Annotated in this window: 15 protein-coding genes; 5 read left to right on the top strand and 10 right to left on the bottom strand. The window is 71.8% G+C overall.

Translation table 11 applies throughout. The features are described from left to right. The first annotated feature begins 155 nt into the window (after positions 1-155). Complete coding sequence (locus GA0070216_RS20460; RefSeq protein ID WP_091248381.1) at positions 156-668, top strand: Lrp/AsnC family transcriptional regulator; 513 nt, start codon at positions 156-158, stop codon at positions 666-668. Positions 669-842: 174 nt separating this feature from the next. Here the strand turns inward: GA0070216_RS20460 and GA0070216_RS20455 are convergent, their stop codons facing one another. Genes GA0070216_RS20455 through GA0070216_RS20445 form a run of 3 tightly spaced genes read right to left on the bottom strand, consistent with a single transcriptional unit; the run spans position 843 to position 1,955 of the window. Continuing rightward, positions 843-1,028: a DUF397 domain-containing protein gene (locus GA0070216_RS20455; protein ID WP_091248375.1), complete on the bottom strand. Its 186-nt coding sequence runs from the start codon at positions 1,026-1,028 to the stop codon at positions 843-845. Between the two features lie 4 nt (positions 1,029-1,032). Beyond that, complete coding sequence (locus tag GA0070216_RS20450) at positions 1,033-1,221, bottom strand: DUF397 domain-containing protein (RefSeq protein ID WP_091248372.1); 189 nt, start codon at positions 1,219-1,221, stop codon at positions 1,033-1,035. Then, entirely contained in the window at positions 1,212-1,955 is a 744-nt protein-coding gene (locus GA0070216_RS20445; RefSeq protein WP_245722614.1) for a Scr1 family TA system antitoxin-like transcriptional regulator, read from the bottom strand. Before GA0070216_RS20445 ends, GA0070216_RS20450 begins: the two co-directional genes overlap by 10 nt. A 542-nt stretch (positions 1,956-2,497) precedes the next feature. Between GA0070216_RS20445 and GA0070216_RS20435 the strand changes: the two genes are divergently transcribed. Further along, complete coding sequence (locus GA0070216_RS20435) at positions 2,498-3,844, top strand: aspartate aminotransferase family protein (protein WP_091248365.1); 1,347 nt, start codon at positions 2,498-2,500, stop codon at positions 3,842-3,844. 262 nt (positions 3,845-4,106) lie between these two features. On the opposite strand, the gene GA0070216_RS20430 is transcribed toward GA0070216_RS20435, so the two are convergent. Next, positions 4,107-4,478, bottom strand: coding sequence for a DUF3499 domain-containing protein (locus GA0070216_RS20430; RefSeq protein ID WP_091248361.1), 372 nt, complete (start codon positions 4,476-4,478; stop codon positions 4,107-4,109). A gap of 153 nt (positions 4,479-4,631) precedes the next feature. Here GA0070216_RS20430 and GA0070216_RS20425 point away from each other — a divergent pair, with 153 nt between their 5' ends. Continuing rightward, positions 4,632-5,081 carry a metallopeptidase family protein gene (locus GA0070216_RS20425; protein WP_091248357.1) on the top strand — a complete coding sequence of 150 codons (450 nt, stop codon included), beginning with the start codon at positions 4,632-4,634 and terminating at the stop codon, positions 5,079-5,081. Positions 5,082-5,384: 303 nt separating this feature from the next. Here GA0070216_RS20425 and GA0070216_RS20420 read toward each other — a convergent pair whose 3' ends face one another. The 6 genes from GA0070216_RS20420 to GA0070216_RS20395 all read right to left on the bottom strand — a co-directional run bounded on the left by GA0070216_RS20420 (position 5,385) and on the right by GA0070216_RS20395 (position 12,102). Next, on the bottom strand, positions 5,385-5,642 hold the full coding sequence (locus GA0070216_RS20420; protein WP_007455784.1) for a WhiB family transcriptional regulator: 258 nt from the start codon (positions 5,640-5,642) through the stop codon (positions 5,385-5,387). 476 nt (positions 5,643-6,118) lie between these two features. After that, entirely contained in the window at positions 6,119-6,412 is a 294-nt protein-coding gene (locus GA0070216_RS20415) for a phospholipase (RefSeq protein ID WP_091248631.1), read from the bottom strand. A gap of 76 nt (positions 6,413-6,488) precedes the next feature. Beyond that, positions 6,489-7,886: a DUF4331 domain-containing protein gene (locus GA0070216_RS20410; protein WP_091248354.1), complete on the bottom strand. Its 1,398-nt coding sequence runs from the start codon at positions 7,884-7,886 to the stop codon at positions 6,489-6,491. A 179-nt stretch (positions 7,887-8,065) separates the two neighbouring features. Then, positions 8,066-8,344 carry a hypothetical protein gene (locus tag GA0070216_RS20405; RefSeq protein ID WP_091248350.1) on the bottom strand — a complete coding sequence of 93 codons (279 nt, stop codon included), beginning with the start codon at positions 8,342-8,344 and terminating at the stop codon, positions 8,066-8,068. Between the two features lie 127 nt (positions 8,345-8,471). Then, entirely contained in the window at positions 8,472-10,994 is a 2,523-nt protein-coding gene (locus GA0070216_RS20400; protein WP_091248346.1) for a bifunctional FO biosynthesis protein CofGH, read from the bottom strand. A 187-nt stretch (positions 10,995-11,181) separates the two neighbouring features. Next, the gene (locus tag GA0070216_RS20395) at positions 11,182-12,102 is read right to left on the bottom strand and encodes a hypothetical protein (protein ID WP_091248342.1); all 921 of its coding nucleotides are present in this window, start codon (positions 12,100-12,102) and stop codon (positions 11,182-11,184) included. Positions 12,103-12,200: 98 nt separating this feature from the next. Between GA0070216_RS20395 and cofD the strand changes: the two genes are divergently transcribed. Together cofD and GA0070216_RS20385 are read left to right on the top strand one after the other, a co-directional pair. Next, positions 12,201-13,148: a 2-phospho-L-lactate transferase gene (gene cofD / locus GA0070216_RS20390; protein ID WP_091248339.1), complete on the top strand. Its 948-nt coding sequence runs from the start codon at positions 12,201-12,203 to the stop codon at positions 13,146-13,148. Beyond that, complete coding sequence (locus GA0070216_RS20385; protein WP_091248335.1) at positions 13,145-14,308, top strand: coenzyme F420-0:L-glutamate ligase; 1,164 nt, start codon at positions 13,145-13,147, stop codon at positions 14,306-14,308. Before cofD ends, GA0070216_RS20385 begins: the two co-directional genes overlap by 4 nt. The last annotated feature ends 149 nt before the right edge of the window (positions 14,309-14,457 follow it).

Here is a 14,457-nt window from a genome sequence, read left to right as displayed (position 1 = left end):
GCGGGAGGGGTCGGGTGCCTGAGACGACTGATCCTGGCATGAGGTAACCAGCCCCACAAGGGATTCCGTTGCCGCAATAGCCTCTGACGACGAATTACGCCAGACTGCGCGATGACACTAGGCTCAGCTGGGGGAACGGACATGGGGAGCGGTCGATGACGATCCGACAGCAGGAGAGCGGCAACGGGGGGCGGCGCGTCGCGGTGCGCGAAGGTGCCAGTCACGCGCTGTTGGACGACGTGGCGAAACAGATCATCGAACAGTTGCAGCAGGACGGCCGCCGGCCGTACGCGACCATCGGCAAGGCGGTGGGGCTCTCCGAGGCGGCGGTCCGCCAGCGGGTGCAGCGGCTGCTCGACGCCGGGGTGATGCAGATCGTCGCGGTGACCGACCCGCTCCAGCTCGGCTTCCCCCGGCAGGCCATGATCGGTCTGCGCACCGACGGCGACCTGGAGGCCGTCGCCGACCGGCTGGCCGAGTTCGACGAACTCGACTACGTGGTGATCACCGCCGGCTCGTTCGACCTGCTCGCCGAGGTGGTCTGCCGCAACGACGCCCACCTGCTGGAGATCCTGCAACGGCTGCGCTCGGTGCCCGGGGTCCTCGCCACCGAGGCGTTCGTCTATCTCAAGCTGCGCAAACAGACCTACACCTGGGGTACGGCCTGACGCCGCCCACCTTGATCCACTCCCGTGGGCCGAAGTAGCGGCATCCCCGCGCCCGGACACCGCTATGTGACCGACATTGAGTCGATCATGCGGCCCCGATCAAGCGACGACGAGGCGCGCAGCGGAAGGCTGCGCGCGGCGGGAGACGGCGCGGCCACTCGGGGTGAAGAGCGTTCAGCGGGAGGTGGCAGCGACGAAGGTGCGCCAGGCGTCGGGGGCGAAGCTCAGCGTGCCACCGGCCCGATCCTTGCTGTCGCGCACCAGCACCCGACCCGCCAGATTGTCCGCCACCTCGACACAGTCACCGCCATTGCTGCTGCTCCGAGTTGCCGTACGCCAGCAGGGCTCGATCAGGTCCATCTCTTCACCGCTCACTTCTGGCGGCCACGAAGATGCGCCAGACCTCGGGGGCGAAGCTCAGCATGCCGCCGGCCCGGTCCTTGCTGTCGCGCACCAGCACCCGACCCGCCAGATTGTCCGCCACCTCGACACAGTCACCGCCGTTGTTGCTGCTGCGGCTGGCGGTCCGCCAGCGGGGCTCGATCACGTCCATCTCTCCACCGCTTCCCGGATCAGCTCGTTCGACCGACGAGCGGGCAGCGCCTCGCCGGCCACGCTCTCCCACCTTCTGCCCAGGCTAGCAATGTCGGCGCTCTCGGTCACCAGCTCGCCACGGAGCTGATTGTCCAGATAGGCCAGCTCGCTGCCGTCGAGCAGCCGAGCCAGCATGAACGGTCCGGCCAGACCGGTGTGCCAGGGGCCACCGAGCGGAACTACCCGCACCTGCACGTGCTCCCGCCCGACGACGGCCGCCAAGTGGGCCACCTGTCCGGCCATGGTCACGCGATCGCCAACCACTCGGTGGAGCACCGCCTCGTCGATCACGAAAACCAACTGGGCTGGAGGGTCGCGGTCGAGCAGGACCTGTCGCTCCAACCGCCCGCCCACCAGTTGCGCAACCTCGTCGGGCGGGAGCAGGCCGCCGGTCCCTAGAACCGCTCGGGCGTACTCCTCGGTCTGGAGCAGGCCCGGCACGAGCAACGACTGGTATGAACGGATCGACGTGGCGTCCTGCTCCAGTTCTGCCCACGGACGGAACCAGGGCAGATCGCGGCGACGGTAGGGCTCGGGCCAGAGTTCGGCGGGTTCCCGACCGAGAATCCCGGACACCGCGACCCGGGTCCGGGGATGCGGCACCCGCCCGGCACTGAGCCACCGGCCGGCCGTCTTCGGATCGACCCCGACCCGATGCGCGAGGGACTCCACCGTCTCCCCGCGCTCGGCCATCGCCACGCGAAGCACCTCGTTCACACGGCAGCCCCTCCCGCCCGACCGACACGCTCCGGCGCACCCTAGCGACAGCGCGTGTCGAGATCCGCCCGTCATCGGCGTGTCGGCGCGGGACCTCTCCGAAAGCCCCCGAGGTGCGCCGAGAACGCCCCGCAAGCGTCCCGAAACGCCCGCTCCAGACCGCCATCCGGGTTGATCAACTCCAGGGGGCCGATACAGCGGTGTCCCGCCATCCCGGATACCGCCATATCGACCCCAAGGAGTGGATCAAGCGATTCTCCGCCGACCGAGGCGGGGCGGGGCGCGGGGCGCGGGGCGGGGCGGGGCGCGGGGCGGGGCGGGGCGGGGCGGGGCGCGGGGCGGGGTGACGGGCGAGCCGATCGGAGGTGTGCGGATTCCGTTGCCAACTATCCCCGGTCGCGCTGAATCCGTCGCCTTGAAGGCGAAGTGGGCTTGCATTTCGCGGTCAGGCTGTGGGATAACCGTGGGCAGAGCGGCCGGTGTCACCCCTGACCGGCCCGAGACCCGATGGGGCTGACATGGCCAACGCCACCGACCACCTCTGGATGCACTTCACCCGGATGGCCAGCTACTCGGCCGGCGAGGTGCCCACCATCGTGCGCGGCGAGGGCACGTACGTCTGGGACTCGCAGGGCCGTCGTTACCTGGACGGGCTCGCCGGGTTGTTCGTCGTCAACGCCGGTCACGGGCGTACCGAGCTGGCCGAGGCAGCCGCGAAGCAGGCCGCCGAGCTGGCGTATTTCCCGCTCTGGTCGTACGCCCACCCGAAGGCGGTGGAGCTGGCCGAGAAGATCGCCTCGCTGACGCCCGGCGACCTGAACCGGGTCTTCTTCACCACCGGCGGCTCGGAGGCCGTCGAGTCGGCGTGGAAGCTGGCCCGCGCCTACTTCAAGCGCACCGGCAAGCCCAACAAGCACAAGGTGGTCAGCCGCTACCTCGCCTATCACGGCACCTCGATGGGCGCCCTGTCGATCACCGGCCTCCCCGGCATCAAGAGCGACTTCGAGCCGCTGGTGCCGGGCGGGATCAAGGTGCCGAACACCAACTTCTACCGGGCCCCCGAACACGGCGACTCGCCCGAGGCGTTCGGCCGCTGGGCCGCCGACGAGATCCGTCGGGCCATCGAGCGGGAGGGGCCGGACACGGTCGCGGCGGTGTTCCTGGAGCCGGTGCAGAACTCCGGCGGCTGCTTCCCGCCGCCGCCCGGTTACCTCCAGCAGGTACGCGAGATCTGCGACGCGTACGACGTGTTGCTCGTCTCCGACGAGGTGATCTGCTCGTGGGGCCGGCTCGGCGAGTACTTCGGCGCCGTCCGGTACGGCTACCAGCCCGACATCATCACCACCGCCAAGGGCATCACCTCCGGTTACGCCCCGCTCGGCGCGATGATCGCCAGTGACCGGCTGATGGAGCCGTTCCTCACCGAGACCGGCATGTTCGCCCACGGGGTGACCTTCGGCGGCCACCCGGTCTCCTGCGCGGTGGCCCTGGCCAACCTGGAGGTCTTCGCCCGGGAGGACCTGACCGGCCACGTCCGGGCCAACGAGGACGCCTTCCGGTCCACCCTGGAGAAGCTCACCGAGCTGCCGATCGTCGGCGATGTCCGGGGGGACGGCTACTTCTACGGCATCGAACTGGTCAAGGACAAGGCGACCCGGGAGACCTTCGACGAGGCCGAGTCGGAGCGGCTGCTGCGCGGTTTCCTGTCGTCGGCGCTGTTCGCCGCCGGGCTCTACTGCCGGGCCGACGACCGGGGTGACCCGGTGATCCAGCTCGCCCCGCCGCTGATCGCCGGGCAGGAGCAGTTCGACGAGATGGAGCAGATCCTGCGCGCCGTCCTGACCGAGGCGTGGTCCCGCCTGTAGCTCCCCCACCCACTCACCCACACCGCCGCCGCCGCCGCGATCGTCTGCACCGGCCCACGACCTGCTCCTGAGTACCCGACCCCACCCCACCGCAGAACCACACCCCAACCCCAGCCCACCCTCTCCACAAGCCACTGTCCCCGGTGATCAAGAGGTTTGCGTCAAAGTTGATCTCCCACTTGACGCAAACCTCTTGATCACCGGGGACGGCCGGCAGCCGGGACAGCCGGCAGCCGGGACAGCCGAGGGTGTACGGGGGGGGTTAGTGGTTGGGGGGGATTACTCGGAGGTGGCCTCGGCGGCCGGTGGGGGGGTTCTGGGGGTGGGGGTGGGGGTCGTCCTGGGGTGGGCGGGGGGCGACCGGGCGGGCCGCCTCGCGGACGGCTTCGGCCAGGGCGACCAGGTCGTCGGTGGTGGGCGGTGGCGGCTCGAACTCGCCCTCGTGCCGGACGACGTCCCAGCCCCGGGGGGCGGTCAGGCTCCGGGCGTGCTGCTCACACAGGTCGTACGTGTGCGGCTCGGCGAACGCCGCCAACGGGCCCACCACCGCGGTCGACTCGTTGTAGACATAGGTCAATGTGGCAACCGCTTGCCGGGGGCATGCGTTACGGGAGCAGCGCCGTGGTGACCTCACGTGCGGCAGGGTATCCCCATTACCGGGTCCGGCGCACCGGTTCGCTTTCCGACACGCCCGTCACCGTGATCACAATTCGCACCTGACGCCCCGCCGCGCCCGTCGAGGCGTGCTGCCACCGGGCGGGCCGGGCCGAGGGCTACCCTTTGGCTCATGACGAGCCCGGAACGCCGCCGCCCCGGCTCCGGCCGGCGCAACCACCGCGACCGGCACGGACGTGGCCTGCGCGGGCGGTTGGTGCCGGCGACCGTACCGCTGGCCCGGACCAAGGCCGAGATCTTCGACGACCTGGTGCTGGACACGGTGGAAACCCTGGAGCGCCGGTTCGCCACGGAGCTGGCCGGCGTCGAGTTCGCCGTCGAGGACGTGCCGCCGGATCTGAATGTCTACGACTCCGACGTGCTGGAGGACGGCGAGGTGCCGCTGGCCCGGTTGCTGCCCGGCCGGCCGGGCCGGCAGGAGGTGCCGCCCCGGATCGTGCTCTACCGGCGGCCGTTGGAGTTTCGCGCGATGGACCGTGAGGACCTGGCCGACCTGGTCCACGACGTGATCATCGAACAGGTGGCGAACCTGCTCGGGGTCGACCCGGACGAGCTGACCTGAACCTACGCCACCGGTGACACCCCGGGCCACCCGCCGCACGGGCGGACACCAGCCCACCGCAGGGCCGAGCACCCGATGCCGGGGTCGACCCTCGCGCACTGCTTCCCGGAGCTGCCAGGACCGCGGCCCGGGAACTGACCCGACCGTCACCGGGCCCCGCACCGGGTCACGCCGTGACCCGGTGCACCGCCGTTGCGGCCCGCCACCACTGTGGCCGGACCACCTCCCCGATGCCGGTCACCCCCGCGACCGTCGTCGGGCGTGAGCCGGGCGGCCCCCACCGCCCCGGCTCAACCCTTCCACTCAGGCGGCCCGCCGCTTGAGCTTGCGCCGCTCCCGCTCGGAGAGCCCACCCCAGATCCCGAACCGCTCGTCGTGCCCGAGAGCGTATTCGAGGCATTCCGTCTTGACCTCGCACCGCGAACAGATCCGCTTCGCCTCGCGGGTCGAGCCGCCCTTCTCGGGGAAGAACGCTTCCGGGTCGGTCTGCGAGCACAGTGCCCGCTCCTGCCACTCCGGCGCGTTTCCGAGCAGGTCGGCCACCTCAAGCTGGCCGTCCATCAGATGCCTCCTTGTCGCGCACCGACGTCGCCGCCGCTGCAACCCCCCACGCGAAAGGCGTGCTTGTCCGTCCGGTCCCTATTTGTGCGTTCCGCGCGAACAACCCCATCGAAATTACACGCGTGTAATGCGTGCGCCGTCAAGCCGAACTTGATAATGGAGTCGCCCTCCCGACACGCCGCCGGACGGTCACCCGGACCACCCGGCCCTCGCAACCTGCCCTATCGATTCAGACCCCGGGCGAGTAACGCCCTCTCCGGCGAGTTGCCCCAGATTTCTGCCGTGGCGTCGCCGTCCCGGACGCCTCCGGGGAACGCCGTCCGACGCTCCGGTCGGCCGGTCTCGCCAAGATCATGAGCATGGTGGGGGACAGGTTAACGCGGTTGGCCCCGGATCGCTCGTCGAGCCGGAAATAACGACAGCGCCCCGTCCACATTGTGGACGGGGCGCTCGGGTCGGTACGGCTGATGCGGCGCTCAGGCCGACCGTGATGGGCTGGTCGGCCAGGTGAATTCGGCGATCGACCCCCCGTTGACGGAGATCGTTCCGGCGGGCGTCTCCTCGTCCCACCAGACGGTATAGAGACCCGCCGTCAGGTCCGGATAGACGGCACTGTGGAACACCCCGTCCCGGACGATCCGCTCCCGCACGGCGGAGTGCGTCCGCACCGCGCCGCCCTGGTCGACCCGGCTGATCTCGATCTCCCGGCCGTGCTGGTCACGTCCGGTATAGATGATCAGTGCGCCGGTGTCACCACCGACGTCGAGCATCACCGTGCCGCTCTCCGTCGGCCCGTACTGGTGATGATGATGGTGGTGGTGCCCGCTCACGCCGCTCTCCGTCCGGTCAGGACTTCGCCGCGGCCGGGTTGTTGAACCCGTCGTACGGCGTGCCGAGGAAGGGGAAGTCCCGCAGGAAGGGCGCCGTCACGTCGGCGGCGCTCAGGCCGGGGGTGACCGCACCGGCTGCCGCGTCCGGCCTGAACTTCTTGTCCACCAGCGGCACGGTGACCCCGGCCACCGCCCGCAACGCGATGCTCACCACGTCGTCGACGACCCGGCGGCCGTTGGGGAAGCCAGCCAGGTCCCCGCCCAGCAGACCGAACTGGTTGGGCCGGCTGCTCGGCTTGATCGCGGTGTTCAACCGCAGCATGTCGGCCTGCACGTCACCGGTGAGGTTCGTGAAGCCGTCGATCAGCCCGGACGGAATGCCGGTGAGCAGGATGGCGAGCAGGTCGGCCCGGGGCTTCTTGGACTTGTTCAGCGCGTCCAGGTTGGGGAAGACACCCGGGTAGAGCACCGGCAGCAACGCCGCCAACTCCGGCTGCTCGACGAACCGGGCGAACCGCTTGTCCTCGGTCGGCGGCAGCGTGTTCCACAGGTCCTTCTTGGACATCGGCACGATGACCTCGTTGAACAGCGGGTTGCCCAGCCGGGACACCTGGGTCCACGGGCCGATCGCGGCGTCCGCGGCGACCTTGTCGCCGAGCACCCGCACCTGCTGCCGGGACGCCGTCGTCCAGACCCCGATCGTCGAGGCCCGGTCGCCCACGCCGTACCGGTTGGACTTGCGGCGGACCTTGCTCAGCGGCACCTGCACCGCGATGCTGTGCACGTTCATCCGGTCCACCGAGTTGACCGGCTCGCCCTCGGTCTTGAACAGCTTCTTGCCGGCCACGTGCAACTGCTGGAACGGCCGCAGCGTACCCAGGTCGAAGATCGCGCCCAGGTCGACGAAGAAGCCGTCCGCGCGCTGCCCGGCGAACACCTTCTCCCCCGTCGACAGCTTGTACGTCGCCTGCCGGACCAGGTCGTTGTACTTGGGGATGGACAGCGGCCCCACGTTGCACGGCGGGCAGGGCAGCTTGTTGGCGAGCACGTGCTCCTTGCCGTCGGTCACCCGGGTCAGCTTGTAGAACTGCCGCCGGTTCCAGTTCTTGCTGTCCAGCGACTCGATCGGCCCGGTGTTGTAGAGAAAACTGTTCTCGTTCGTGATCTCGGTACGGAATTCGAACCGGTAGGTCACGTCGGGATGGCCGTCACCGTCGTTGTCGATATGGATCTCGTACCGCACGTCGTCGCCGAACTCGAAGAAGTTCGGGCCGCCCGAGGGGAGCTGCAAAGGCACGTAGTTGGCGATCAACGTCACCGAGTCGTGCCGGTCGGGGCTGACGAAGGCGTAGAGGTCGGAACTGTCGGCGACCGGGTCCTTGCTTATTTCCGGTGCTTCGCGGTGGGACGACATGGCGGACCAACCTTTGCGGGATCATGGGGAGTCAGGGCATGACGAACCGGGCGCCGAGAGCCTGCGCCTGGCGGTGAAGGGGAAGAGGGCCGGGCGGGTCAGCGCCGCCCGGGACAGCGGGCGGGTCGCCCCACCCGGTGACGACGGACAGGTCGGACCGCCCGGTGGCGACGGACGGGTCAGCCGCGCCCGGCAGCCCGACGGAGCCGGTCGGCCAGCCCCCGGTCACGTACCTCGATCCGGGACGTACCGACGAAGACGTCCAACGTCCCGGACCTGGCGTCGCGCAGGTGGACCACGATCGGGCCCTCCGCGCTGCTGGCCGACGGGGAGTTCTGCGCGGCCGACACGCCGGTCACCGTCAGCGCCGCCGCGCCCAGCGTGGCACTCGCCGCGGCGGTCAGTGTCTGCCGCCGGGTCAGTCGCGGCCAGGAACGCTTCCGCACTTCGCTCGTCATGGGGGAACCTTTCCTCCGGCGGCGCGTGAGCGCGCGCGGTGTGGAGCGCGAGGTCGCCGGCGGCGGCCCTCGCCTCAACCGCCGCCGGCGAACACTGGTACGGCCCGCACGCGCGAAAGGTTCGATGTCATCGCGACGGATGACCGTACGCGGTCGTCCGCTTGCGCGCCGGACGTCCGGCGGCGGCGGCGATCGCCCGCAACTGCTCCTCGGTACGCGCCGAACCGTTGCCCGAACCCGCCATCCGGGAGATGGTCTCCTCCATCAGGGTGCCGCCCAGGTCGTTGCAGCCGCCCTGCAACATCGCCACGGTGCCCTCGTCGCCGAGCTTCACCCAGGAGCACTGGATGTTGTCGATCCGCCCGTGCAGCAACAGCCGGGACATCGCGTGCACGATCCGGTTCTCCCGCCAGGTCGGGCCGGGACGGGCGATGCCGGCCAGGTAGATCGGCGCGTTGGTGTGCACGAACGGCAACGCCACGAACTCGGTGAACCCACCGGTGCGGTCCTGCACCCCGGCGAGGACCCGGAAGTGCGCCAGCCACTGCCCGGGATGGTCGACATGGCCGTACATCATCGTGGAGCTGGAGCGGATGCCCAGCTCGTGAGCGGTCGAGACCACCTCGACCCAGGCGGCGGCCGGCAGTTTGCCCTTGGTGAGCACCCAGCGCACGTCGTCGTCGAGGATCTCGGCGGCGGTGCCCGGGATGGTGTCCAGGCCGGCCTCGCGCAGCATCGACAGCCAGTCCCGCACCGGCACGCCCGCCTTGGCGGCGGCGGTGACGATCTCCATCGGGGAGAACGCGTGCACGTGCATGCCGGGCACCCGGGCCTTGATCGCCCGGACGATGTCGGCATAACCGGTCACCGGCAGTTTCGGGTCGATGCCGCCCTGGAGGCAGACCTCCCCGGCCCCGGCCGCCCACGCCTCCTCGGCCCGGTCGGCCACCTGCTCCACCGACAACCGGAACGCGTCGGCGTCCCGTTCCCGCTGGGCGAACGCGCAGAACCGGCAGCCCACATAGCAGACGTTGCTGAAGTTGATGTTCCGGTTGACCACGTAGGTGACGTCGTCGCCGACGGTGTCCCGACGCACGTCGTCGGCGAGCCGGCACAGCGCGTCCAGGGCCGGGCCGTCCACGCCGAACAGCGCCAGGGCCGCGTCGGCGTGCCGGGGCTCCAGCAGCGCCGCCGGGTCGTCGGCCGCCAGCCGCAGCCCCGCCCGCAGGTCGCCGTCGGCACCCGGCACCGGTCCGCCCGACGCGGCGGGGCTCACCTTGCCGGCGACCTCCGCCCAGTCGCCGTAGACGCTGTCGAAGTCGCCCCGCCGGTCGTCGGTGCGGCCGGCGGTGTCGATGGTGGCGTGCAGATCGGTCCGGCCGCCGCCGAAGACCTCCTCCGGCTCCTGCCACGGGCGGCCCACCGGCCGGGCCGCCTCCACGGCCAACCCGGTCGCCGGGTCGGCGAGCGCGGTGACGTGCGGTGACAGCCGGGGATCGAGCCACGGGTCGCCGACCCGGACGTACTCCGGGTAGATCGTCAGCCGCTCGCGCAGGGTGAAGCCGGACTTCTCGGTCTGCCGGGCCAGCTCGTCGAGCTGCGGCCACGGCCGTTCCGGGTTGACGTGGTCCGGGGTGAGCGGGGAGACCCCACCCCAGTCGTCGATGCCGGCCCGCAGCAGCAGGTCGTACTCGTCCTCGATCAGGTTGGGCGGGGCCTGGAGCCGGGCCTTCGGGCCGAGCAGCAGCCGGGCCACCGCCACGGTGGCCGCCAGGTCGTGCAGCTCGGCGTCGGGCAGGCCGCCCATCGCGGTGTCCGGCTTGGCCCGGAAGTTCTGCACGATCACCTCCTGGAGGTGGCCGTACTCCCGGTGCGACCGGCGGATCGCGAAGATCGCGTCGACCCGCTCGGCGGGGGTCTCCCCGATGCCGATCAGGATGCCGGTGGTGAACGGCACCCCGACCCGGCCGGCGTCGTCGAGCACCCGCAGCCGCACCGCCGGTTCCTTGTCGGGGGAGCCGAAGTGCGGCCCGCCCGGCTCCGACCAGAGCCGGGTGGCGGTGGTCTCCAGCATCATCCCCATACTCGGCGCGACCGGCTTGAGCCGTTGCAGCTCCGACCAGGAGAGCACCCCCGGGTTGAGGTGCGGCAGCAGCCCGGTCTCCTCCAGCACCGCCACCGCGCAGGCCCGCAGGTAGTCCACGGTGGAGTCGTAGCCCCGCTCGTCCAGCCAGGCGCGGGCCGCCGGCCACCGCTCCTCCGGCCGGTCACCGAGGGTGAACAGGGCCTCCTTGCAGCCCAGGGCCGCGCCCTGCCGGGCGATCTCCAGCACCTCGTCGGTCTCCAGGAAGGCCGCCGGCAGCCGGTGCGGCACGGTCGCGAAGGTGCAGTAGTGGCACCGGTCCCGGCAGAGCCGGGTCAGCGGAATGAAGACCTTCTTCGAGTACGTCACCACGCCCGGCCGGCCGGCGTCCCGCAGCCCGGCGTCCCGGACCTCCCCGGCGATCCGGAGCAACTCGTCCAGGTCGGCATTCCGGGCGCTCAGCAGCGCGGTGGCCTCGTCGACGTCGAGCGCGCGCCCGGTGGCGGCCCGGCGCAGCGCCCGTCGCACACTCGCCGAGGTCGGGCCGGGATCGGTGCGGTCAACCATCCGCCCAGCCTAGGCGCTGGCCGGGACGATCCGGCAGGCATGCGAGCCGGGTGTGACATCATCCCCGACCCGACCCGACCCGACCCGACCCGGCGCGACCCGAGCCGACCTGGACGGGCGGGGGCGGTACCGCACCGGCCGGGTCGGTGCGCACGCCGCAGCGCGGACCGGCCCGGCCGGGTGTGGCTCAGTGCGGGGTGTTCGGGTCGTCCCGACGGAAGGGCTGGGTGCGGTCGCCGTCCGCGTCGGCCGGGCCGGTGGTCGGCTCCGTGGACTGGCGCGGAATCGCCTGGGTCGGGTCGGCCGACGGAGGCTGCCCGAACGGCGGGGCCGACTGCGGCGCGGACTGCGGCGCCCCGAACGGCGGGGCCGACTGCGGCGGGATGCCGGTCGGTGGCCCGGACTGCGGCGGGGCGGACTGCGGCGCCCCGAACGGCGGCGCGGACTGCGGAGCGACCCCGAACGGCGGCGCGGACTGCGGCGGCGGGGCGAACCCGGGCTGGCCGTACTGCCCGGCGCCGGGGTGACCCGGGGGCGGGTAGCCCTGGCCCGGGTAGCCACCCTGCTGCTGCGGCCAGCCGGACTGCGGCTGACCGTAGACGCCGGGCTGGGGCTTCGGCTTCGCGACGTGGTAGAGGGTGCGCCAGATCCGGTAGACCACGAAGGCGGCCATCCCGAACAGCGCCAACCAGGCCGCCCGGGTCAGCATGCCGAGCAGGGCGTCCAGCACCTCCGCCTCGGCCAGCCGGCCCACCAGCCAGATCAGGAAGGTCAACACGCCGAACAGGGCGCCGAAGGCGTACTCGGCGAGGGCGACCTGGGTGAACTGCCGGGCCCGACCGGACACCGGTGCGAGGTGGGTGACCAGCAACACGGCCAGCAGCGGCAGCACCGTCGCCTCAAGGCCGACGAAGGCGAAGAACTCGCTCCCCGCCCGCCCCGAGAAGGTGCTGTAGTCCGATGTCGGTACGAGCAGCCGGACGAACCCGACGAAGAGCAGCACGGCGTTCGCGCCGAGCAGGACGAGCGCGGCGAGTTCGCGCAGGGGTGCGGTGATCTGGCGGGCCTGCGACGCGTCGCGCGACGCGGGCTCGGCGGGGCTGGTCACGAACTCTCCCTCGGGGCGAAACGGACAGATGCCGACGTGAGCCTAGTCTCCCGGGCCGCCCGCCGGCTGCACGCGTCCCGTACGGGAGGATGGACGACATGCGCATCGTGGTTCTGACCGGCGGGATCGGGGGTGCCCGATTCCTGCTCGGCGTCCGGGCGTACGCCCGTGAGGTGGGTGCCGAGGTGACCGCCGTGGTCAACGTCGGCGACGACCTCTACCTGCACGGACTCAAGGTCTGCCCCGACCTGGACAGCGTCCTGTACACCCTGGGCGGGGGCGCCGACCCGGAACGCGGGTGGGGGCGGGTCGACGAGAGCTGGACCATCAAGCAGGAGTTGGCGGCGTACGGCGCCGAGCCGGGCTGGTTCTCCCTCGGTGACAAGGACGTCGCCACCCACCTGGTGCGCACCACCATGATCACCGCCGGTTATCCGCTGTCGCACGTGACCGACGCGCTGGCCGCACGCTGGCAGCCCGGCGTACGGCTGCTGCCGGCCACGGACGACCGGCTGGAGACACACGCGGTGGTCGACCTGGACGGCGAGCGGCGGGCCATCCACTTCCAGGAGTGGTGGGTCCGGTACCGGGCGGGCGTGCCCACCGACCGGTTCGTCTTCGTCGGCGCGGACACCGCCAAGCCGGCCCCCGGGGTGACCGAGGCGCTGGCCGCCGCCGACGTGGTGCTGGTCGCGCCCAGCAACCCGGTGGTGAGCATCGCCCCGGTGCTGGCGGTGCCCGGCCTGCGTGACGCGGTCGCCACCGGCCCCGCCCGGGTCGTCGGGGTGTCGCCGATCATCGGCGGCGCACCGGTACGCGGGATGGCCGACCGGTGCCTGGAGGTGCTCGACGTCGAGTGCAGCGCCGCCGGGGTGGGCCGGCTCTACGGCGGTCGCAGCGAGGGTGGCCTGCTCGACGGTTGGCTGGTCGCGCCCGAGGACGACGGGGTGACGGTGCCGGGGGTGACGGTGCGCGCGGTCCCGCTGCGGATGACCGACGAGGCGGCGACCACGGCGATGGTCCGGGCCGCGATGGAGCTGGTGTGAGACTGGAGATCCTGCCGGTGCCGGGCATCGGTGACGTGACCGAGGGCGACGACCTGGCCGTGCTGATCGGCACGGCCGCACCGTGGCTGCGCGACGGCGACGTGCTGGTGGTCACCAGCAAGATCGTGTCGAAGGCGGAGGGCCGGCTGGTGGACGTGCCGGCCGACGGGCCGGAACGGCTGGCCGCCCGGGACGAGGTGTTGGCCGCCGAGACCGCCCGGGTGGTGGCCGTCCGGGGACAGACCCGGATCGTGCAGACCCACCACGGTTTCGTGATGGCCACCGCCGGGATCGACGCCTCGAACGTCGACAAGACCCGGCTGGTGCTGCTCCCGGTGGACCCGGACGCGTCGGCCCGGTCGCTGCGCGCCGCGCTGCGGGACCGCTACCGGATCGACGTCGCGGTGATCATCAGCGACACGATGGGCCGGCCCTGGCGCAACGGGCTGACCGACGTGGCGCTCGGCGTCGCCGGGATGGCCGCCATCCGGGACCACCGGGGCGAGGTCGACCCCTACGGCAACGAGCTGCAACTGACCCAGATGGCGGTGGTCGACGAGCTGGCCGGCGCGGGCGAGCTGATCAAGGGCAAGTGCGACCAGGTCCCGGTGGCGGTGGTCCGGGGCTACCTGCCGGCGACCTCCCCACCGGCCGACGGCGACCTTGACCCCCGGCCGTCCGACGGCAACCGCCGGGACGGTTCGCCGGCGATCCGGCCGGTCGACGACGGGGTCGGGGCTGCCGCCCTGGTCCGGGAGAGCGCGTTGGACCTGTTCTCGCTCGGCACCGCCGAGGCGATGGCGGCCGGGCTACGCGCCGCCGCGACGCTGGCCGACGGACCCGGCGAGGCACCGGCCGACCCGGCGGCGGTCGACCGGGCGATCGCCGCGGTGGCCGAGGTGGTCGCCCCCGGCACCACCTTCACCCGGATCACCGACGACGAGGTACGCGCCGGTCTCGCCGCGACCGTCGACGGCTGGCCGACCGGGGCGACCGCTCTGCTGCTCGGCACGGCGCCCACCCCCGTCGACCAGCCCGATCTGGTGCGTTTCGGCGCCGACCTGCACCGGCTGCGGATCGCACTGGCCGCCGAGGGGGTCCCGTCCACCCTGCTACCGCCGCCGACGGGCAGCATCGCCAGCGCCTGCCTGGCCCTCTGACCGACCCGCCCCCGGCGGGCCGACCGACCCGCCCCTGACCGAGCCGGTCGTGATCACCACAATGTCGCCGAAGTGGCGGTTTCCGCGAGGTTGGACACCGCTATGTCAGCGCAGTTGCGCCGCGCGCCGGGCGCCATGAGCGCCCCGCG

The organism is Micromonospora matsumotoense, from assembly GCF_900091525.1.
Classification (GTDB): Bacteria; Actinomycetota; Actinomycetes; order Mycobacteriales; family Micromonosporaceae; genus Micromonospora; species Micromonospora matsumotoensis.
This window is presented reverse-complemented; position numbering and strand designations above follow the sequence as displayed.